The sequence below is a fragment of the Marinoscillum luteum genome, from assembly GCF_044005705.1.
GTDB lineage: Bacteria > Bacteroidota > Bacteroidia > Cytophagales > Cyclobacteriaceae > Marinoscillum > Marinoscillum luteum.
The window spans coordinates 89,141-107,894 of the sequence record NZ_JBIPKE010000017.1 but is presented as its reverse complement, the minus strand read 5'-3'; the positions used below and the strand labels follow the sequence as shown (position 1 = coordinate 107,894).

General features: G+C 47.1%; 23 protein-coding genes. 14 read left to right on the top strand and 9 right to left on the bottom strand.

Annotation, left to right across the window (positions count from 1 at the left end; translation table 11 throughout):
- Together ACHKAR_RS11665 and ACHKAR_RS11660 are read left to right on the top strand one after the other, a co-directional pair.
- Entirely contained in the window at positions 1 to 510 is a 510-nt protein-coding gene (locus tag ACHKAR_RS11665; protein WP_395417520.1) for an SRPBCC family protein, read from the top strand.
- Positions 507 to 1,214 (top strand): VOC family protein, encoded by a 708-nt coding sequence (locus ACHKAR_RS11660; RefSeq protein WP_395417519.1) that lies wholly within the window; start codon positions 507 to 509, stop codon positions 1,212 to 1,214. Before ACHKAR_RS11665 ends, ACHKAR_RS11660 begins: the two co-directional genes overlap by 4 nt.
- Positions 1,215 to 1,261: 47 nt before the next feature.
- On the opposite strand, the gene ACHKAR_RS11655 is transcribed toward ACHKAR_RS11660, so the two are convergent.
- The 3 genes from ACHKAR_RS11655 to ACHKAR_RS11645 form a co-directional block, all read right to left on the bottom strand.
- Positions 1,262 to 2,776, bottom strand: a complete 1,515-nt coding sequence (locus ACHKAR_RS11655; RefSeq protein WP_395417518.1) for an FMN-binding glutamate synthase family protein — start codon at positions 2,774 to 2,776, stop codon at positions 1,262 to 1,264.
- A 106-nt stretch (positions 2,777 to 2,882) separates the two neighbouring features.
- Entirely contained in the window at positions 2,883 to 3,233 is a 351-nt protein-coding gene (locus ACHKAR_RS11650) for an arsenate reductase family protein (protein ID WP_395417517.1), read from the bottom strand.
- A gap of 10 nt (positions 3,234 to 3,243) precedes the next feature.
- Complete coding sequence (locus ACHKAR_RS11645; RefSeq protein WP_395417516.1) at positions 3,244 to 4,332, bottom strand: PQQ-dependent sugar dehydrogenase; 1,089 nt, start codon at positions 4,330 to 4,332, stop codon at positions 3,244 to 3,246.
- A 163-nt stretch (positions 4,333 to 4,495) separates the two neighbouring features.
- On the opposite strand from ACHKAR_RS11645, the gene ACHKAR_RS11640 reads away from it, so the two are divergent.
- The 6 genes from ACHKAR_RS11640 to ACHKAR_RS11615 are packed head-to-tail and all read left to right on the top strand — an operon-like array spanning position 4,496 to position 9,913.
- A complete protein-coding gene (locus ACHKAR_RS11640; protein ID WP_395417515.1) occupies positions 4,496 to 5,185 on the top strand; it encodes a glycosyltransferase family 2 protein in 690 nt (229 codons plus the stop codon).
- 14 nt (positions 5,186 to 5,199) lie between these two features.
- Complete coding sequence (locus ACHKAR_RS11635; RefSeq protein WP_395417514.1) at positions 5,200 to 6,657, top strand: cellulose synthase family protein; 1,458 nt, start codon at positions 5,200 to 5,202, stop codon at positions 6,655 to 6,657.
- Entirely contained in the window at positions 6,638 to 7,942 is a 1,305-nt protein-coding gene (locus tag ACHKAR_RS11630; RefSeq protein ID WP_395417513.1) for a glycosyltransferase 87 family protein, read from the top strand. The genes ACHKAR_RS11635 and ACHKAR_RS11630 overlap by 20 nt, the downstream gene beginning before the upstream one ends.
- The gene (locus ACHKAR_RS11625) at positions 7,926 to 8,429 is read left to right on the top strand and encodes a rhodanese-like domain-containing protein (RefSeq protein ID WP_395417512.1); all 504 of its coding nucleotides are present in this window, start codon (positions 7,926 to 7,928) and stop codon (positions 8,427 to 8,429) included. The genes ACHKAR_RS11630 and ACHKAR_RS11625 overlap by 17 nt, the downstream gene beginning before the upstream one ends.
- Entirely contained in the window at positions 8,422 to 9,057 is a 636-nt protein-coding gene (locus tag ACHKAR_RS11620) for a TIGR04282 family arsenosugar biosynthesis glycosyltransferase (protein WP_159585130.1), read from the top strand. Before ACHKAR_RS11625 ends, ACHKAR_RS11620 begins: the two co-directional genes overlap by 8 nt.
- Positions 9,041 to 9,913, top strand: coding sequence for a hypothetical protein (locus tag ACHKAR_RS11615; RefSeq protein ID WP_395417511.1), 873 nt, complete (start codon positions 9,041 to 9,043; stop codon positions 9,911 to 9,913). The genes ACHKAR_RS11620 and ACHKAR_RS11615 overlap by 17 nt, the downstream gene beginning before the upstream one ends.
- Positions 9,914 to 9,922: 9 nt before the next feature.
- Here ACHKAR_RS11615 and ACHKAR_RS11610 read toward each other — a convergent pair whose 3' ends face one another.
- Complete coding sequence (locus ACHKAR_RS11610; RefSeq protein ID WP_159585132.1) at positions 9,923 to 10,603, bottom strand: Crp/Fnr family transcriptional regulator; 681 nt, start codon at positions 10,601 to 10,603, stop codon at positions 9,923 to 9,925.
- Between the two features lie 122 nt (positions 10,604 to 10,725).
- Between ACHKAR_RS11610 and ACHKAR_RS11605 the strand changes: the two genes are divergently transcribed.
- From ACHKAR_RS11605 to ACHKAR_RS11595, 3 genes are read left to right on the top strand one after another with little or no spacing between them, the layout of a single operon-like run.
- Positions 10,726 to 11,265 (top strand): CopD family protein, encoded by a 540-nt coding sequence (locus ACHKAR_RS11605; protein ID WP_159585133.1) that lies wholly within the window; start codon positions 10,726 to 10,728, stop codon positions 11,263 to 11,265.
- Positions 11,262 to 11,915 (top strand): SCO family protein, encoded by a 654-nt coding sequence (locus tag ACHKAR_RS11600; RefSeq protein WP_395417510.1) that lies wholly within the window; start codon positions 11,262 to 11,264, stop codon positions 11,913 to 11,915. Before ACHKAR_RS11605 ends, ACHKAR_RS11600 begins: the two co-directional genes overlap by 4 nt.
- Positions 11,902 to 12,366 (top strand): c-type cytochrome, encoded by a 465-nt coding sequence (locus ACHKAR_RS11595; RefSeq protein WP_395417509.1) that lies wholly within the window; start codon positions 11,902 to 11,904, stop codon positions 12,364 to 12,366. Before ACHKAR_RS11600 ends, ACHKAR_RS11595 begins: the two co-directional genes overlap by 14 nt.
- Here the strand turns inward: ACHKAR_RS11595 and ACHKAR_RS11590 are convergent.
- The 5 genes from ACHKAR_RS11590 to ACHKAR_RS11570 form a co-directional block, all read right to left on the bottom strand.
- Positions 12,363 to 12,755, bottom strand: a complete 393-nt coding sequence (locus ACHKAR_RS11590; RefSeq protein WP_395417508.1) for a hypothetical protein — start codon at positions 12,753 to 12,755, stop codon at positions 12,363 to 12,365. The two genes, ACHKAR_RS11595 and ACHKAR_RS11590, sit on opposite strands and share 4 nt — an antisense overlap.
- Before the next feature lie 4 nt (positions 12,756 to 12,759).
- A complete protein-coding gene (locus ACHKAR_RS11585) occupies positions 12,760 to 13,194 on the bottom strand; it encodes a hypothetical protein (protein ID WP_395417507.1) in 435 nt (144 codons plus the stop codon).
- 2 nt (positions 13,195 to 13,196) lie between these two features.
- Entirely contained in the window at positions 13,197 to 14,432 is a 1,236-nt protein-coding gene (locus tag ACHKAR_RS11580; protein WP_395417506.1) for an ABC transporter permease, read from the bottom strand.
- Positions 14,429 to 15,055, bottom strand: coding sequence for an ABC transporter ATP-binding protein (locus tag ACHKAR_RS11575; protein ID WP_395417505.1), 627 nt, complete (start codon positions 15,053 to 15,055; stop codon positions 14,429 to 14,431). Before ACHKAR_RS11575 ends, ACHKAR_RS11580 begins: the two co-directional genes overlap by 4 nt.
- A gap of 151 nt (positions 15,056 to 15,206) precedes the next feature.
- Positions 15,207 to 15,737 carry a DinB family protein gene (locus ACHKAR_RS11570; protein WP_395417504.1) on the bottom strand — a complete coding sequence of 177 codons (531 nt, stop codon included), beginning with the start codon at positions 15,735 to 15,737 and terminating at the stop codon, positions 15,207 to 15,209.
- A gap of 247 nt (positions 15,738 to 15,984) precedes the next feature.
- On the opposite strand from ACHKAR_RS11570, the gene ACHKAR_RS11565 reads away from it, so the two are divergent.
- The 3 genes from ACHKAR_RS11565 to ACHKAR_RS11555 all read left to right on the top strand — a co-directional run bounded on the left by ACHKAR_RS11565 (position 15,985) and on the right by ACHKAR_RS11555 (position 18,745).
- The gene (locus ACHKAR_RS11565; RefSeq protein WP_159585141.1) at positions 15,985 to 17,256 is read left to right on the top strand and encodes a cation:proton antiporter; all 1,272 of its coding nucleotides are present in this window, start codon (positions 15,985 to 15,987) and stop codon (positions 17,254 to 17,256) included.
- A 109-nt stretch (positions 17,257 to 17,365) separates the two neighbouring features.
- A complete protein-coding gene (locus tag ACHKAR_RS11560; protein ID WP_395417503.1) occupies positions 17,366 to 18,433 on the top strand; it encodes a glutaminyl-peptide cyclotransferase in 1,068 nt (355 codons plus the stop codon).
- A 15-nt stretch (positions 18,434 to 18,448) separates the two neighbouring features.
- A complete protein-coding gene (locus ACHKAR_RS11555) occupies positions 18,449 to 18,745 on the top strand; it encodes an SCP2 sterol-binding domain-containing protein (RefSeq protein ID WP_159585143.1) in 297 nt (98 codons plus the stop codon).
- Positions 18,746 to 18,754: the final 9 nt, after the last annotated feature.

Below are 18,754 nucleotides of genomic sequence, written 5' to 3'. Positions count from 1 at the left end.
ATGGCTGATCAAACGTGGAGTACTTTCAGGCGCAAAATTTACATCAACGCCCCTTCCGGGAAAATCTATTGGCATTGGGCCACGAGTAAAGGAATGGAAACGTGGTTTCTCAGAAGTTGTGAATACACAGACAACCGCGAGGTGAAGCGTGCCCGAGAAGAGCACGCACAGGCCGGAGACACCTACCTGTGGTATTGGCACAACTGGGCCGACGGTGAATCAGGCATCATCAACGAGGCAGATGGCAGAACCCATCTGGCATTCTCCTTCTCTGGAGCCCAGGTGACTATTGATCTTGAAGAAAGCAAAGGTGTGACCCTGGTGACGCTCACGCAACACCATATCCCCACAGATGATCGGAGTAAGATGAATGTCTACTATGGCTGTGGTACAGGCTGGACTTTTTGGCTGGCCAACCTGAAGGCTTATCTCGAACATGACGTACTCCTTCATCATACAGCACCTGACATGATGGGCCGCAGTGATTTCTCTGATTTTGTAAATCTATGATGCGCACCCTGATCAGTACCATATTGCTCATTTCTCTTTTCTCCTGCAGCGAGAGTCAGGAGATACAGTTCCGGTCCATGGTGATTCATACGCTCCAACCTCAGGTTTTGCATGAATGGTATGCAGAGCACCTTGGGTTTGAGCCCGTCCACAAGCAATCCCTGCTTAGGGATGACTTCACGATCCACTTCAAGAGTCCGGAGGAACTTATGGCAGACGCGCCAGATTACAGGCATGGTTTTTTTAAGATTGGATTTCTCACCGATGAATTTGACGACCTTTTCGAATCGCTTCAGCGGGGCCAGGTGGAGTTCCTGGGCGATATATTCAAAGACAACAACCTCTCCAGGCGCTCCTTTCTAATCAAGGATCCTGATGGTAACCGTATCCAGTTTTTCGAAACCAAGGAACAAAGAGGGCTACAGCCTTATTTTCTGGCTTTGCTCACTCCTTCAATTGGTGAAGCGGAAAAATGGTACCAAATGAGGTTTCCGGTTACCAAAACTCACAATCTCGACCTTAGGGAAAAGAAGATCTACATCCGACTATTGGAAGGTGAGGACTTTGCGATAGAAATTATCGAAAACAATGACCGGGTTTCCCCGCGCACGCTTGGGCCTGGATTTCATCAATTTGAAATCGGGGGCATTGGTACACCTTTCGAAAAAGATAAGGATGGAAACAACATTATCAGTAACCTCTGAACTCAGTACTCCACTTTGCTCAAAGGTTACGGAATAGCGTTGGTGCTTTATTCATCCACTCGGTTCAAAACCGAATCCGGGAAGTAGCGATTGGTCAGTGCTACCATCTCGTCTCCTTTCACAAACATATCTATAGTAATCTCCTCTGTGTGAGAGAGCCCGCAGGCACCCAATAACTCCAGTACTGCATGGATGGTGTTGCGATGAAAATAGTAGACCCTATCGATCTTGTCAGTCACCACCAGTCCTTTGGTGAGCATGGCATTTTGAGTAGCCACACCTGTAGGGCAGTCGTTGGTATTGCAGCGCAGTGCCTGTATACAGCCCAGACTGAACATAAATGCCCGGGCCGAATTGCAGATATCGGCGCCCAGTGCTTTCATTCTCAGTATAGAAAAGGCCGTCAGTACCTTACCACTTGCAATCACTTTCACTTCGTCTCGCAATCCGTACTTCAGCAGGGTGCTGTGTACAAATATGAGTGCGGGCTCCAGTGGTAATCCCACCGAATCAGAAAACTCCAGCGGGGCAGCACCTGTGCCTCCCTCGGCTCCATCTACGGTAATAAAATCCGGCCAGATCTCCAGTGCTTTCATCTTTTGTACCAAAGCGATAAACTCCTCTGTACGACCCACGCACAGCTTAAAGCCAACAGGCTTCCCTTTGGACAATTCTCTCAGGTTCTGAATAAAGTAAAGTAAGTCTTCTGGCCCACGGATATTCTTATGTCCCGGAGGGGAGATGATCATGGTATGAGGCTCCACACCCCTGATCCTGGCAATTTCTTCATTGTTCTTAATGGCCGGAAGTACACCCCCGTGCCCCGGCTTGGCTCCCTGAGAGATTTTCAGCTCTATCATTTTCACCACCGGATTGGCCGCTTTTTCTGCAAAAAGCTCTGGACTAAAATCTCCCTCGGGTGTTCTGCATCCAAAATAACCGGTCCCGATTTGCCATACAAGATCTCCGCCCTCTGCCAGGTGATAGTCTGATACCCCTCCTTCGCCCGTATTGTGGTAAAAGCCTCCCTTTTTCGCACCTCCGTTCAGGGCTCTGATAGCATTCTTACTCAAAGCCCCAAAGCTCATGGCAGAAATATTGAGAATAGAGGCACTGTATGGTTGGCCGCACTTGCTACTGCCTATGGTCACCCGGGGAAATTCCTTTACCGGTGGTGTAGCGTAGATAGAATGTCGCAGAGCTTCGTAGTGGTCATTGTTGATATCCATCTGGGTACCAAACGGATGCGTGTCATTCACATTCTTAGCCCGGCGATAGACCAACGCCCGGTGGTTCCGGCTATAAGGCTTGCCGTCTGTACTTCGCTCTATGAAATACTGCTGTATCTCCGGAGAGATCATCTCAAAGAAGTATCTGAAATACCCCAGCAGTGGAAAGTTCCTTAAAATGGTATGACTTCTCTGTACCCGGTTATAAAAGCCGATAAAAGCCAGTGGGATTAATACCGTATAGCTCCAAAGCCAGTCCGAGCTATAATAATACCCCACCAAACCAACGGCTATCAGTATGAGGGGTGTAAGGAAATAAAAGGTGTGTCTCATATGTTGTCTAAAGATTGACTGAATGTACGAATCTTGTTCGATAGTTCATTCACTTTAGCACCTTCTTCTGCAAGAAAAGTTACACATGAGACAGTCAGGGCATCTTTTATCCGATTGCATCCTTCACCAGCTCTACATTTTTCTTGCTGTTGCCAATGAAGATCTGGTCATCAATGATGAAAACGGGGCGCTTCAAAAAAGTGTATTCTTCTAAGATGTAACGCTTGTAATCCTCCTCCGTGAGGTTCTTCTCTTTTAGGCCCCAGGCTTTGTATTTCATAGCCACTCTGGAGAACAGCACTTCATACGAACCCGCCAAAGCCTGCATCTCCTCTATTTGGGCCTCCGTAATGGGCTCTTTCTTAATGTCCTGGGTAACGAACTCCTCACCAATTCCCAGCTCCTTCATGATCCGCGTGCAAGTAGAACACGTGGATAAGTAGTACACTTTTTTCATAGTCAAAAAATCAATCTGGTAATAATCTTAAAACACCTTTTCCTTCCACACCAAGATACACAAACCCATCAGGACCCTGCCTTACACTTCTCACCCGGCCGATCCCCTCCAGGTACTTTTCTTCCTTCACTATCTTATTTTCCTCTACATCGCACCGGTGGAGGTAGCCAAACTTTAATGACCCAACCAGGAGGTCTCCCTTGAGCTTGCCGTACTTGTCTGAGGTCACAAAATCCATCCCACTAGGGGCAATAGAAGGCACCCAGTAAACTTCCGGCTGCTCCATGCCATCTTTGGCGGTAATCTCTGTGAATTTGGTGCCATTGTAATTGATGCCATAAGAAATCACTGGCCAGCCATAGTTCTTCTTGGGCTTAATGATATTCACTTCGTCTCCGCCTTTAGGCCCATGCTCGTGCTCCCATACCTCACCTGTTTCGGGGTGTACAACCAGCCCTTGAGGGTTTCTATGTCCATAGGAATAGATGGTCTGCATGGCAATGGGGTTTCCCGCAAAAGGATTGTCCCTGGGCACACTGCCATCATCATTCATTCTGTGAATCTTCCCACAATGGTTGTTCAGTTTTTGAGGGTTCTCATCCCTATTGCCACGATCTCCCACAGAAACATACATATAGCCTGCCTGGTCAAAGACAATGCGCGATCCGTAATGATGCCGGGTGTCTGAGGCAGGTTCCGCCCTAAACACTTCAGCGGACTCCACAAATGCGTTGCCCTGCAGCTTGCCGCGTATCACTGCGGTGGTAGCCAGATTGCCACCCATAGGCTTGGAATAAGACAGATAAACCCATCCGTTTTTCCCAAAATCCGGATGCACTTTCACATCCAGGAGGCCACCCTGCCCCGCCGCTACCACCTCCGGAGTTCCGCTGATGGCTTGCAGTTTGGTGCCATTCCATCTATATAGTGTCCCCGATATGTCGGTCACCAGCATATCCCCATTGGGTAGCCAGTCCATCCCCCATGGGATGTTAATATCACTGATCACCACCTCAGTGCCAAATGAAAATTCATTGGCAGGCTGTGACCAACCATGGAGTGTTATTAAAAAGAAAAAGGAGAACATCAAATTCTTCATTCAGAAAATGGGGTTTGGTTTAAGGTTTTAAACCTAATCAGTAATTCATTGTTTCGATAACCAATACGTAATTTTCTATCCATCAGATTGCCCTCAATTGTCAGAGATGGGACACCTCCATGGAGCATACATGCACTAAATTTGAAGCGCAAAACACAAAGGCTTGAAAAACGACATCCGGGTCATCATTCCCGCTTTCAATGAGCAAAACGCCGTAGGATTGGTAGTCGATGAAATTCCAAAAGATTGGGTATCAGAAATCATCGTGGTGGACAATGGGTCTAGCGATGATACATTTGCCCAAGCCGAGCGAAGCGGTGCCACCGCACTGAGGGAGAATCGCCGCGGGTATGGCCAGGCCTGCCTGAAAGGAATGGAGCATATAGCCAACAGCACCACTCAGCCAGACATTGTGGTGTTTTTGGATGGTGACCACTCCGACTACCCTGCACAGCTACCGGAGCTGGTACAGCCAATTCTCTCGGGAGAAGTTGATCTGGTCATTGGGTCACGCGCATTGGGTCAGAAAGAAAAGGGATCAATGACCCCACAACAGGTATTTGGAAACTGGCTGGCGACTACACTCATCAGGTGGTTTTACGGAGTGAGTTATACGGATCTTGGGCCTTTCAGGGCGGTGCGATACAGCAGTCTGATGGCTATAGGTATGACGGACACCAACTATGGTTGGACAGTGGAAATGCAACTGAAGGCGGCCAAACTCAAACTCAGAACCCTGGATGTACCCGTGAACTATCGCCAGCGCATAGGAGTTTCGAAAGTCTCGGGCACGGTAAAGGGCACCATCATGGCTGGTTATAAGATTATATTTACCATTTTTAGACACCTGTAAGCGTATTTGAGTACATGGAGTGGATCGTTATTTTTGGATATTCTTTTGCCCTGCTGATTATTAGTCTTTTCAGCCTGGAACAGCTATACCTGGCCTTTCTCTACCGAAAAGGAAAAAAGAATCATGTCCACAAGCCTCTCCACGAATTCCCGCTCGTGACCGTGCAGTTGCCTATATACAATGAAAAATACGTCATCGAGCGACTCATTGACTGTGTGTGTGCCCTGGACTACCCCAAGGATAAATTGGAGATTCAGGTGCTGGATGACTCCACAGATGAAACCAGTGATTTGGTGGTGGCCAAAATAGCCGAGTGGACTGAAAAAGGCATCAATATTCGTCAGGTGGTTCGCTCAGAGCGCATTGGATTTAAAGCAGGGGCCCTCCAATATGGCCTGCAGGAAGCCAGGGGTGAATACATCGCCATATTTGATGCGGACTTCCTCCCCGATTCCGACTTTCTCCTGAAAACTTTACCCGCATTTGAAGAAGGCATAGGAATGGTGCAGACACGCTGGGGCCATATCAACCAGGAATACAGCATTCTCACTCGGATGCAAGCCTTCGGGCTGAACGCACACTTTACCGTGGAGCAGGGTGCGCGAAACTCCTCTGGTAAATTCATGAACTTTAACGGCACCGCCGGCATCTGGCGAAAGACGTGCATAGAAGAAGCTGGCGGCTGGCAACACGACACACTCACCGAAGATCTGGACCTCAGCTACAGGGCACAGCTCAAGGGGTGGAAGTTTCAATACCTGGAAGATGTGACAAGTCCTGCCGAACTGCCTGTATTGGTCGCGGCCATCAAATCACAGCAGTATCGGTGGAACAAGGGTGCGGCAGAAACGGCCCGAAAGAATTGTGTGAGTATCTTAAAGTCGAGCCAGTCCTTTCAGGTGAAGCTGCATGCACTGCTTCATTTGTTCAACAGCTCAGTCTTCCTCTTCTTACTTCTGGCAGCGGTCTTGTCGATCCCTGTTTTGTTCGTCAAAAGCACTCAGCCAGTTTTCGAAATCATTTTTAACCTGGGCGGAGTGTTTATCGTCGGCTTTGTGGGAATGACTATCTTCTACTGGGTATCAGCACGAGCGGCTACTCCCCATTTTTCACTGAAGTATTACCTGATTCATTTTCCTTTGTTTCTGATCTTTTCCATGGGTATGGCGCTGCACAATGCCATCGCTGTGACAGAAGGTTATCTGGGCATTAAATCACCTTTCATTCGTACGCCAAAGTTTAATATCAGATCCAAAAAAGACAGTTGGAAAGGGAATAGCTACCTGACCAAAGGAATTGCTCCACTCACCATCATGGAAGGCCTGCTGGCACTATATTTTGTTTTTGGGGTGGTGACGGGCATCCAAATACAGAACTTTGGCCTCCTCCTTTTCCACACGATGCTCGCCCTGGGGTTTGGAGCGGTGTTTTTCCTTTCGATCAAGCCTTTCAATGATGCCAAAGCAGGATAAAACGGCTGTCTTTGCGGCAGTTTTTATCTTTTTTGCAGGTATTTCTGCCACCGGCCTTCTCATCCCCCGACATCATGGCTGGATGCTACTGTTTGCGTATTTCTCTGCCTTTTTTGCCTACTTCTGGCTTTGCAAAAGCGAGATCAAACTCCCCCAACTCCTGGCCATAGGGCTGACGGCCCGGCTCATCCTGTTCCTGGGACTTCCCTCACTGTCCGATGATCTCTACCGGTTCATATGGGACGGCACCCTCCTCCGCGAAGGCTTTTCGCCATATGCCCGGTTGCCTGCAGAATACCTCGCACAGGGAATTCAAGGTGTGGATCAGCAATTGTACGATCAGCTGAACTCTCAACCGTACTACTCAGTGTATCCACCTCTCAATCAACTGTTTTTTTGGGTCAGCGCTACCTTGAGTACCTCCTGGCTGGCTCAAGCCAACGTACTGAGGGTGGTACTGTTGATGGCTGACCTGGGCAGCGTTTACTTTTTATTCCAATTACTTCAATTACAGCAAAAAGACCTCTCTGTCATCAGCTGGTTTTTCCTCAATCCTTTGTTGATTCTGGAAGCCACTGGCAACATACACTTTGAAGGATTGGTCGTCTTTTTCCTTTTGCTTGGTCTTTACGCCTTTGAAAAAAACCGGATGATCAGCAGCGGCATTGGGCTAGGGCTGGCAGCCGCTACCAAGCTCCTGCCACTGATCTTCCTGCCTGCCATAGTGATTAGAAAATGGTTCAGGGATGGAGCCACTCTGGGGATAGTAGCTGGCCTGGTGGTCAGCATCGGCCTGATTCCGTTTATCAACTCAGCCATTCTTTCGGGCATGCAGTCCAGCCTGGGTCTTTACTTTCAGAAATTTGAATTCAATGCAAGCGTATATTTCCTTTTGCGAGAGGTCGGTTTTTGGCTGAAAGGGTATAATATCATTGGCATACTTGGCCCTGCCCTTTCGGGCATTACCATACTGGGCATAGTGGGACTGGCCCTGAGGGGTCAAAGAAGAAAATGGCCCGTGCACAAAACCATGCTCTTCTCCCTTTCGCTATATCTCCTGCTGGCTACCACTGTACATCCCTGGTATATTTTGCCACTTATCGCCCTTGGGTTACTTTCCGGGTTTTACTATCCCATTGCCTGGGCATTGATGATTTTCGTTACCTATTTTGGCTATCAGGAGGCCGGATTCGAACTATCTGCCATTTGGGTTGTTTTGGAATATGGTGTGGTGCTAAGCACCTTTGCAATAGAACTCATCAGATCTCATGAGAAAAGCGCGTAACTTTTTTTTCTTTTTGCTCAGTATCCTTTGGCTTCCTGCCTGCGGGCAAAAGACCTTTGACGAAAAGATGGAAAGTTTATACCGCAATACGGTGCCGGTCATACAGGCTGATAAACTGAAAGACAAACTAACAAAAGAAGGAGTATACATACTCGACACGCGGGCACCCGAAGAATTTGGCGTAAGCCATATTGCAGGGGCTCATTTGATAGATTTTGATAACTTTAAAATCTCCATGGTGCGGGAGATTCCCAAAGATGCAGAAGTGGTAGTCTACTGCTCTGTGGGCTACCGCAGCGAGCGGATCGGGGAAGAGCTACTGGCTGCAGGCTACCAGCATGTCAGCAATCTTTACGGAGGCATTTTCAACTGGAAAAACCAGGGAAATACAATAATCAATAAAAACAACCTACCCACTGACAGTGTGCACACGTACAATAAAAACTGGTCTCAGTGGCTCTATAATGGCATAAAAGTATATGAGTGACAACAGCGAAAACCTACTGATCATTTTTGTAAAGAACCTGATCCCCGGAGCGGTAAAAACCCGCCTGGCTAAGGATATAGGGATAGATGGAGCACTGGATGTCTACAAGTACCTTGTAGAACACACCTTTGAAGTGACACAGGATCTGGACTGTGCAAAGGCGGTGTTTTATTCGGAGTATGTGGAAATAGAAGACACCTGGGACACAGAAAAATACAAGCTCTTTGTGCAAAAAGGCCCGGATCTGGGAGATAGGATGATGAACGCCTTCAAGCATGGATTTGATAAGAAATTCAAAAAAGTAGTGATCATAGGGTCTGATTGTTTCGAGCTGAAAGGCACACACATTGAAGAGGCCTTTGATCAATTGGACAAAAACGATATCGTGATAGGACCAGCCACCGATGGAGGGTATTATCTGATCGGGATGAATAAGCTCTACCCGCAGCTTTTTCATGACAAAAAGTACAGCCACGACAAAGTAATGATGGATGTACTCACTGAGATCGGAGAGATGAATGCCAGTTTTCACCTGCTACCTGAACTCAATGACATTGACACCTTTCAGGACCTGAAGGACTCCGACATAGAATTTGAATTTGTAGACCCGGATGATGCAGACCTCTAAACTCCTTTGGATCCTTGTATTTGCCGCTGGTGTATCCAACTCCTGCTCACAGAGTACATCTTCGCCTGCAGACCCATACTTGCAAAAAGACTGGGCTAAGAACGCCCTCTGGGATGACGGAAAGGCTGAAGTGGTAACTTACGATGCAGAGAGAGTAGTTTACGGGAAATCCCGGACATTTGAATATACCTATGTACTCGTCAAGGAAACTTTTAATAAGGAGTATCAGGTAAAAACCGATGCTTATGACCGCAATGACTTATATGAGGTCATGAAAATCAATAAGTTTTGTAGGATTCCTACCATGAAGTACCCGTATCATTATCTCACTTCGGTTTTTCTGAAAAGAGATGATGCCAGTCTGGTACATAAACTGACCAACACCTCACAGGAATGGTGCGGTAATACGGCCAAGTCTTTTGTGGAAGATGGAAACAACTACAAGTATCAATACATGAGCTACTGGGATGGCCAGGGCAACGGCACGGATAAGCTCAGAAAAGGGCCGTGGTTTGAGGATCAGCTAAGCTATACGCTCCGAACATTAAATTTTGAAGAGGGGATTACTTTCGACATCCTCCTCTACCCCATGCAAATCAGCAGCCGGGCAAACCTGCCGGAAGCAGAAACAGCGACCATTTCTGTCACCAAGGCCAACGCAGAAGACCTGAGTGACATTGACCCGGCCTTTGTCTTCAACCCATGGAAAGTGAACTTGAGCAGGGCTGAAGGGCCTGATCTCTCCTTTTGGATCAATGGCGAGTACCCAAACTACCTGCTCCGAATGGAGGCCACCGATGGTCGCAAGCTTTCCATGAAGAGTTTAATAAGAGATGCCTATTGGGAGCACGAGTAAGTAACCTGACTAGCTCAGGCGGGCCATATCCCGAATGAGGATTCTTCTCCGATCAAAGTTGATCACGTTTTCTTCCCGGAGCTCGTTCATCACCGTGGTGACAGTCTGTCTGGAAGTGCCCGTAAGACTGGCAATGTCCTTGTGGGTAAGATGATTCTTAATCATCATTTCAAAACCTACTTTTTGACCTTTTTCCTCCGCCATTTCCTTTAGAAAATCAACGATCCTAGACCTGGCATCCTTGAAGACCAGCGATTCTATCCGGCGCTCCATCTTGCGAAGCCTAAAGCCCAAAATTTTGAAAATCTTAAGACTGAGTTCCTGACTGTCCTTCATCAATTCCTTCAGGTCTTCTATGGTCATCGGGCAGACCCGTGTGTCATCATCCATGGCCTGAGCAAAATCTGACCGTCTGTCCTCTCCCGCCAATGCGAGTTCTCCAAAAACCTCTCCTTTGGTAAGAATGGCTTTTACAATCTCCTTACCTTCCTCAGTGTAGCTCCCTATCTTTATCCGTCCAGAGGCGATCATGTAAATGTTCAGGGAGGGCTGATCAGGGAAATAGATAAATTCATCCTTTTTGAAAACATTGGGGCTGTGCTTTTCCTCCATGCTGGGAGTCTTCGCAGGACACAGTATTTCAAATAAATCTACGTCTTCAAAATACCAGAGCTTAGATTGATCACTCATATGCTAAATTCAAATAGTTAGGAATAGATAAAAGTTTGTTAAGTGTGCCACGGAGTTACATTTTTGTGCAACTTTTGCCGCAACGTAAGTCTAACAACATAAATGCTTAAAATGTCTCATTGATGGACTATTTAAATGTAAAAGCGCTTCATATCATCTTCATTGTCACCTGGTTTGCGGGGCTGTTTTATATTGTGAGGCTTTTCATTTATCAGACTGAGGCGCAGCTTAAACCAGAGCCGGAAAAGACCATTTTGAGTGAACAACTGGCCATTATGGCGCGCAGACTTTGGCTTGGTATTACCTGGCCGTCAGCCATTCTCACCCTGATTTTCGGCTCGTGGCTCCTTATTTTGCAGCCCGCCTGGCTTCAACAATCTTTCATGCACATCAAGCTCACTTTTGTGTTTTTTCTGTTCCTCTATCATTTTAGCTGCCACTACCTCTACAAAAAATTACAAAAAGGAGAAACTAAATTCACCTCCAACCAATTAAGAATCTGGAACGAAGTAGCCACATTATTTCTCGTGGCCATCGTATTTCTGATCGTTGTAAAAAATCAAATTAGCTGGATATGGGGCACCATCGGCATTTTCACTTTTGCCCTTGCACTCATGCTGGCCATCAAACTTTATAAAAGAATAAGAGAACAATCAAGATGAACAAGTTTAACCTGTTATTCCTCCTAGGGCTAACCCTTTATGGCTGTGGAGAAGTGAAGTCCAACTACGAGCTCCCCATTCTCGGCCGATCGGAAATTAATGAATCGGTCGTCAATGGCGAAACAGTGTATGACACCATCTATCACACCATACCCGATTTCCAGTTTGTAGATCAGGACAGCAGCCTCATCACCAATGAAACCTTCTCTGGGCAGGTGTATGTGGCTGATTTCTTTTTCACCTCCTGCCCTACTATATGCCCGGTGATGAAGCAGCAAATGCTGAGGGTATATGAGGCATACAAAGACCATCCCGAAGTGGCGATCCTCTCGCACACCATTGACCCGGAATATGACACAGTGGCACTACTCCATGACTTTGCTGAGCGACTGGGGGTGTCCTCAGACACCTGGCATTTCGTAACGGGAGATAAGGACGAAATCTACGATATAGCTGAGAAAAGCTACATGGTAGTGGCCAATGAAGACGAAACCGCCCCCGGTGGATTCATTCACAGCGGCGCCTTTTTGTTAATTGATCAGCAAAGAAGAATCAGGGGGGTATATGATGGCACTGTGCCAGAGCAGGTGGATATCCTGATCCACGACATTGCCCGACTGACTACCAAAAACACCGATGAAAAACTTTAAATCAACACTCCTCATTCTGGTAATTTTCCTGACCTCTTGTGGTACCTCACCCAAGAAAACCGCAGATGAAAAGCCAGTGGACAGGCGCACGGAAATCCGACTCACTCAATACATGGTGCAGGGGAAGGGGCTCTACCAAACCTACTGCTCCAATTGTCATCAGGCAGATGGCACTGGTCTGGGCAAGTTATACCCACCGCTGGCTGGTTCGGATTATTTGATGGCGGACCTCAAAGAAGTGGCCTGCCTCATTAAGAATGGAAAAACTGGTGAGATCACAGTAAATGGTGTCAGCTATAATCAAATGATGCCTGCCAACACTCACCTTACGCCCATTGAAATTGCTGAGATAGTCACCTATATCAGCAACTCCTGGGGAAATGAAGCGGGCATCTCAGCTACACGAGATGTCACCCAGTGGCTCAAAAACTGTAATCAGGCCGAGAATTAATTCAGGGCCTTCTGGCCCTCTTCCAGAGAGCTGAGCATGAGGCGCTTTACCTCTTCTATCTCTTTCAACTGACCTTCAAGATAAGCCTTCACCTCTTCTTCGGATCCGACAAAATCGGGATCAAAGCCGTGCATCCAGGTCATCATAGATTTATTGGCGGAGCTCACAGCCACCGCCAGTTCGCGATAGCGGGCAGCCGCCGTGGTATCCCCTGCCACAGAGTCAGCCATGACCAGTAGTTGCTTTTCTGTCATTCTTAGCTCACCCATTTTGGGCATTACCGCATCATGGACTTCCATTACCTGATCCTTCAGTCCTTTGGTGTCCTCCTTTTTCGTTTGGCTACATGCCGCCGCTAAGACCAGGCATATCAAGAGTATTTTTTTCATAGGGTTAATTAGGTTGTAGTTTGGCTCCTTCCAGGATGTACATCAGTTGGTCTACATCAGAATCATTTAATTTTAGCTTTCCAGTAATGGTCACCTTCTTAGCTGTATACTTTACAGACTCGTCAAGGTAGATTTCGGCTACAGACTCAGGACCAGCACCCCCGCAAAAAAAACAGGAAGCCACGGGCACAGATGAAATAATCAGATGATCCGGCTCAAACATCCCTTCGAAAGGGATGATATAGCCCGAAAGCTCTATTTCTTTTCCTTCAATACTTTTGATATCCGGACCAAACTTGGGAACATATATTTCGCCGTATTCGTCCTTTGATTTTTCGTATTCGATCTTGCTGAGGGTTTTCCAGTTCTCAGCCGAAGTACCCTGCGCCATCGCACAAGTACCAAAAATGATCATCAAGCCGCTTAGTAATAGACGCATATTTATCCTTTTGCTAATGTTTCTGAAATATCTGTTTTATAGGCCAGTACCGCCGGAATCACAGAGGCCAAAAGGCCAATAAGTAAACAACCAAAGAGCACAATCCATTCCTCATTGATGAAATAAAAAGTGCGCGGATTAATCCCCTCCAATGATGATGCCATAGCATACACCACTCCATGAGCAATGAGCAATCCTGAAATCGCCCCCACAAAAGTAATCATCAATCCCTCAAATAAAATGTGGAGTAAGATCTGGCTACGTGTGGCCCCCATGGATCGCATTATGGCTATATCGTACTTTCGATCCTTCAGGGAGTTGAGCAAGGCAATGAACACACTCACTGCTGATATAGCGATGATCATCACACCCAAAATATTTAATACCTGAATGCCCACCCCTATGATGTTAAACAACCTGGCAGTTTCAAAAGCGGGGGAAGCAGCCTGCATGCTACTCTCTCCATTGATGGCTCGTGGCAGCATCACCGCACCCATAGGAGAACGGTACTTTACCAGAAGTGCCGTGATCTGCTCCTCCTCATACTGCTCCTGAGTGACCGTAAGCCCCCAATGATCGATGGAGACCAGTGAGTCTTCTTCGTGTAATTCATGCACCTCTTCATGGCCATGCACCTGCCAGATGCTCGCCACCCCCGTCAGGATCAGCTTGTCCAGCACAGTGTTGGAGAGCGACATGATCCCCGCCACCACAAATGGCTCACTTTCGTGGGCTTCTCCATCTTCAGACAAACCATGCTGACTCTCAAAAGTGTCACCCAAACGAAGGTTCAGCTTTTCGGCTGCCAGAGCACCTACAACCACCTGCATGGGCTCATGAAACCACTCGCCCATCGTCAGTTCAGCTCCATACAAGGCAGCATACGCATCTGTGGTGCCCACAATCCTGTAGCCAGCGTAGCTGTCGCCCAGAGAAAGGGGAATCACCTCGCCGATGTACCTGCTGTGGCTCACCTCCACAGCTTCCTTGAGGTTGATATTCCCTGTGGGAAAATCCACATGAAAGATATTGGCCAGAATCAGCTGGAGGGGGCTTCCTTTGGCACCAATCACCAGGTCCACTCCTTTGGTGTTTTTAGAAATTTCGTTTTCAAGCTCCTTGGAAACCAGCAGAATCAACAGCACCACTGTCACCCCGAAAGCCAACAGGAGCCAGCTCAGAAAACTGCTGAGTGGCTTGGCCAGGATACTTCGCAGACTCAAGTATGGGATATTCATAATGTCAACTGGTTTGGAAACTCACTTTTTACCCGATGGTCATGCGTGGCGATGATCAGGGTGGCCCCGCAGGCCTCAGCCTGGCTCTTCAGCAACTGAACCACCGCGGTACAGCTCTCGTCATCGAGGCTGGCAGTGGGCTCATCACCAAAAATCACCGCTGGCTGGTTGATGACTGATCGGGCAATGGCCACACGCTGAGCCTGCCCCTGGCTTACTTCATAAACCTTCCGATGCGCAAGATCACGAATCTGCAAGTCCTCCAATACCTGATTGATCTCCTTGTTTCGTTTTGGCTTGTGACCAAAAAATGTGGCCAATCTGATGTTTTCTTCCACCGTAAGCGACCCGATGAGGTGGGGCTTCTGAAACACAAAACCAATGTGCTGCCCTCTGTATCGATCCAGTGCAGATGAGGACAAAGCTTCCAGGTGAGTGCCTTCTATCACCACCGAACCTGAAGTAGGTCGTAGCAATCCGGATAGTAGGTGAAGCAAGGTGGTTTTTCCACAACCCGATGGGCCCAGGATCAACGCATGATCACCCGAAGCAACCTCCCAGTCCGGGAAGTTGAGGGCTGCTGCCTCGTCATAGGCAAACTTTAAGTTTTTAGTGACTAACAATTAATATGACTATTTTAATAATATTTTGTAAAATATTTATTACTTTAACTGAGTATTCTCAAAAGACCAGCTAATATGACCTTACTATTCTTTCCTGTTGTCGTCGTGCTTTTCCTATACTATTCATTCAAAGGCAGACTTAAAAAAAGCATCAAGCCTGTTGATGAAGTAGCCGGTTGATCTGATGCCTATGATGAATCAGGTGTGCATTGAAAAACTTCACCATAGCGGGTAAAGTAATTCGCCCGGCCATTGGATGTTTATAAATGCCCTTATTCAGAAACTCATCAGGGTACTCATCCAGAAACGCCTTCAGGTCATCACTTGTTTGGTCGAATAAGGATTTCATTTCTTCTAAATTCCGCTCATTAGACGGACTGATCACCACTGCAGGCGCTTTTATCTTGATTCTTGAATAAAGGATAATATCATACACTTCCATCCTCACTGAATTGAATAGGGAAGCTCCCGGCATTTGATCTCCCGCGAGTAGCTTTTTCTTACAATAATTAAGGGATCCGCTTTCCGCAAAATGCAGATGATCCAACACCTGCAAAACCGACCACTGATTCCCCGTCGGCTTCCACCGGAGCTGATCTTCACTACAGGGTTGAAGCTGCCGAAAAAGGGATTCCTTCCCCGCCTGAAGCCGATCATAGTGCACTTGAATTTTCCTATTCATAGTCCGCAAATTATACAAAACAGACCAAATCAATACCCCATTGGGGACGGGCCAATCTTGCAATAAATGGCAAAAAAAAGTATCTTCGGCATGACTTTCGTGCTGAATGTCGATAAACCACCCAAAGCCGTTGCTCAGCATTAAATTGTGAGCAGGGTCAATTGTAGCCTGTTGATCCTATGTAATATGACGAATAATAAAATAACTTTGCGGTACCTAACGCCTAAACGATTAATCGGCAACACTTATGCACGTATTTGATATTATTGCCCTTTTCATATTTCTCGCAGGGCTCTTCATATTTGTCAATACCTACTTCCTGAAATTACCGTCTTCCATAGGTCTTATGATCATGGCGATCGTGCTGTCTGTGATCATTTTGATTGTGGGTTTGATTTTTCCCAGCCTTCAGATTGGCGCTGTAGAGCTCGAAGAGTACGATTACGCAGAAGTGCTCTATCATGTGGTACTCTCCTTCATGCTGTTCTCTGGGGCCTTAAACATAGATTTCAAGAAGCTATCCAAACAACGCACCCCCGTACTGATACTGGCTACCACGGGTGTTTTGATTTCCACTTTTGTCATTGGAACCCTAGTCTTCTACATGCTCGAGTTTGTGGGCATCGAACTGCATTATCTCTACTGTCTGGTATTCGGAGCATTAATTTCCCCAACAGACCCCATAGCGGTAACCAAAACTATCAGAAGGTTCAACCTGGATAAAGAGCTTGAAATCAAAATTGCCGGGGAGTCCCTCTTCAATGATGGTATGGCCGTGGTACTGGCGCTTACCCTGCTGGACATAGCCCATGCGGGCGAAGATCATGCCCTCTCGGTATTTGAAACTGTATATATCATTGGTGCCGACATTGGTGGAGGAATCTTCATCGGGCTTTTCTTGGGTTATCTGGGATACAGACTACTGAAATATGTAGACAACGATGCAGTAGAGGTAGAAATTCTTATTACTCTGGCCATCGTCATGGCGGGTTCATTTCTCGCGGATTTTATACACGTGTCGTCCAAGCAAGCGGCAGTGGTCATGGGACTGGTCATTGGTAATGAAGGGCGAGGTGAGCACGTAACCAGTGCGGCAGGAGATTATGTTTTTAAATTCTGGAACCTGATGGAGGAGTCGCTGGCGGCGATGCTCTTTGTACTGATCGGGCTGGAAATGCTGGTGATCCCGCGAAGGCTGGATTATTTCTCAGCGGGGTTCTTTGCTGTCAATATTGTACTACTGGGAAGATGGATCAGTGTTTATATCCCAATCAAGCTGATGTCAGTCAAGCGGTCCTTTTCGCCCAGTACAATCCCGGTGCTCACCTGGGGCGCCCTCAGGGGAGGTCTGCCCATTGCACTCTCGCTTTCATTGTCAGATTTTCATGGCAAGGACATCATCGTCACCATGACCTACATTGTGGTGGCCTGCTCCGTGCTCTACCAGGGCCTTACGGTACCTTTGTTGATGAAAATGAACTTTACCGAAAAGAAAGAGCGCAAAGTCCACGGGCACTAGGCCTGATAACGTCGCCTTTTCAGTATCTAAATACCTTCAGGTTCGTTTGTTCTTGTAGTCCGTCCTGCCTTCCGCATTTATTGGGTAATTATACTAATTTTACCGGCTCATGAAAAAGACCCACACATTCATAGCATTCGCCTTGGCCTTACTCTTAAGCTTGTTTTCCTGTAGCGGAGAAAAGGAAAATGCGGAGGCCAGTCATGGCTCCCCCCGAATCAAAAAGCACAGCAAACTGGTGGCTCCCAAAGTGAACTCCGAATACATCCTGGGTGATGCAGTAAATTTTTCGATAGAATCAAAAGAAACGATCGACTCCATCGTGCTGGACTACGAAGGACAAGCCAAGATCTATCAGGAGCCGACCTTTCAATGGACCGCCGATCAGGCCAAAACCGGCACCCAAAAACTTCGGGTGACTGTGTACGCCAATGGCATCACGGAAACTCACTATCCAAAAATTCGCTTCTTTTCAGATACGCAACCTGAGGCCTACACCTACGAAGTGATCCGCGAACTCCCCCACGACCCGGAAGCCTATGTACAGGGCCTGTTTTTCTTGGATGACACCCTGGTGGAGAGCACAGGGCGAGAAGGACTCTCCAGGCTGAGTAAAACCAACCTACTCACCGCTGAGAAATATCAAACAGTGAACCTCTCCAGTCAATACTTTGGCGAAGGAAGTACCGTTTGGGAAAATCAGATCATTCAGCTCACCTGGACTTCTCAAGTGGGCTTTGTGTACAACCGGGCGCTGGAGCAGACCAACACCTTTCATTATACCCATGAAGGTTGGGGAGTTACCACCCTGAACAATACTCTGGTGGTAAGTGATGGCACCGAGGTCCTTCACCTGCTAGACCCCAGGGACTTCTCAGAAACCGGACGACTTGAGGTGTATACACATGATGAAAAAATAGTGAACCTCAATGAATTGGAAATTATTGATGGTCTTATCTATGCCAACGTATATATGGAAGACCTCATTGTGGTGATTGATCCAAAAACAGGCAAAGTGCTACGAAATATAGATATGACAGGTCTGTCGAGTCAGTTTAATCCCCGGGAGATCGATGCACTGAATGGTATTGCACATCATGCGGCGACAGGGCGTACATATGTGACTGGCAAGCTCTGGCCTAAACTTTTTGAAGTTACCTTTAAACCAAAGAACTAATCTTAACAACACAACATGACCCTATCAGAAGCTACCGAAAAAGTAAAGAAACTGGCCGCCAACAATGGTGGAAAAGTAAAAGCCAAAATTAACTTCAAATTTGACGAGGGTTTGATCCACCTCGATGACACTGTAAGCCCCACCATGGTGTCCAATGAGGAGCTCGACGCTTCCTGCACCATCAAATTATCTCTGGAAAACTTTGATAAAATGATGCACGGAAACCTCAATCCGATGATGGCCTTTATGGGTGGAAAAATGAAAATTGATGGCGATAAAGGTGTGGCCATGAAACTGGCCTCATTGTTTTGATAATCCTCT